Source organism: Roseitranquillus sediminis (genome assembly GCF_016918935.1).
Taxonomy (GTDB): Bacteria; Pseudomonadota; Alphaproteobacteria; order Rhodobacterales; family Rhodobacteraceae; genus Roseitranquillus; species Roseitranquillus sediminis.
Genome location: NZ_JAFFOB010000037.1, coordinates 1 through 1,366, shown reverse-complemented (window position 1 = coordinate 1,366; position 1,366 = coordinate 1). Strand labels below are relative to the sequence as shown.

Genomic DNA, 1,366 nt, shown 5'->3' with positions numbered 1-1,366 from the left:
ATCCTCTTCGCCGACACCTTCAACCGCTGGTTCGAGCCCGGCCACCTGCGCGACGCGGTGACGGTGATGCGCGCCGCGGACTTCCGCGTCGGCTTTGCGCAGCCGCCGTCGCAGCGTCCGCTTTGCTGCGGCCGCACCTACCTCTCCGCCGGGCTGGTGGACGAGGCGCGGGCCGAGATGGCGCGCAGCGTCGCCGCCCTGCGCCCGGCGCTCGACCGCGGCGCGCATGTCGTCGGGCTCGAGCCGTCGTGCCTGCTGACCTTCCGCGACGAGGCGCCGCGCCTCCTGCCGGACTGGTCCGAGGCCGACGGCCGGCGCGTCCTCCTCCTCGAGGAGTTCCTCGCCCGCCACGTCGACCGCCTGCCCCTCACCCCCCTGCCCGGCCGCGCCTGGCTGCACGGCCACTGCCACCAGAAGGCCGCGAACGTCATGGCGCCGGTGGCCGAGGTCCTCGGCGCCGTGCCCGAGCTGGAGGTCAACCTGATCGACTCGTCCTGCTGCGGCATGGCCGGGTCCTTCGGCTACCAGGCCGAGACGGCGGACGTCTCCCGCGCCATGGCCGAGCTCTCGCTGCTGCCCGCCGTCCGCGCCGCCGGCCCGGCCGACTGGATCGTCGCCGACGGCACCTCCTGCCGGCACCAGATCGTCGACGGCTCGGGCCGCCGCGCGGTGCATGTCGCCACCCTCCTTCGCGCCGCCTGCGAGGCCGCATGACCTCCGCCGAGCCGATCAGCCGCGCCTCGCTCCACGACGAGCTGGCGCTCCGCCTGCGCCGGATGATCGTCGAGGACGAGCTCGAACCCGGCGCGCGGATCAACGAGCGCGAGCTCTGCGCGCGCTTCGGCGTCAGCCGCACGCCGCTGCGCGAGGCGATCAAGGTGCTGGCGCGCGAGGGCTACGTCCGACTCACCCCCAATCGGGGCGCCAGCGTCGCCGCGCTGACCGCGCAGGACCTCGAGGAGGCGTTCCCGATCATGGGCGCGCTCGAGGCGCTGGCAGGCGAACTCGCGGCCCGGAACGCGAGCGACGCGCAGATCGAGGCGATCCTCGCGACCCACGCCCGGATGCGGGCGGCCTACCAGGCGGGCGACCGTCCCGCCTACTTCGCGCTCAACGAGGCGATCCACCTCGCCATCGCCGAGGCCGCCGGCAACGCCACCCTCGAGCAGATGCAGCGCAGCCTCGACGGCCGCGTCCGCCGCGGCCGCTACCAGGCCAACATCGGCGCCGACCGATGGCGACAGGCGATGGACGAGCACGAGGAAATCGCCACAGCCCTCGCCACCCGGGACGCCAACCGCCTCGCACGCATCCTCCGCCTGCACCTCCAGAACAAGCTCAACGCACTCCGCAAAAGCCTCGAAAA

At 73.9% G+C, this 1,366-nt stretch carries 2 protein-coding genes; both read left to right on the top strand.

Features of this window, described 5'->3' with window-relative positions; all coding sequences use genetic code 11:
* Positions 1-714, top strand: a 714-nt coding sequence (locus JM664_RS18595) for a (Fe-S)-binding protein (RefSeq protein ID WP_264465810.1), incomplete at its 5' end; no start/stop codon positions are given.
* Positions 711-1,366 (top strand): GntR family transcriptional regulator (locus JM664_RS18590; protein ID WP_227421436.1); only part of this gene is annotated, 656 nt, incomplete at its 3' end. The genes JM664_RS18595 and JM664_RS18590, both read left to right, overlap by 4 nt.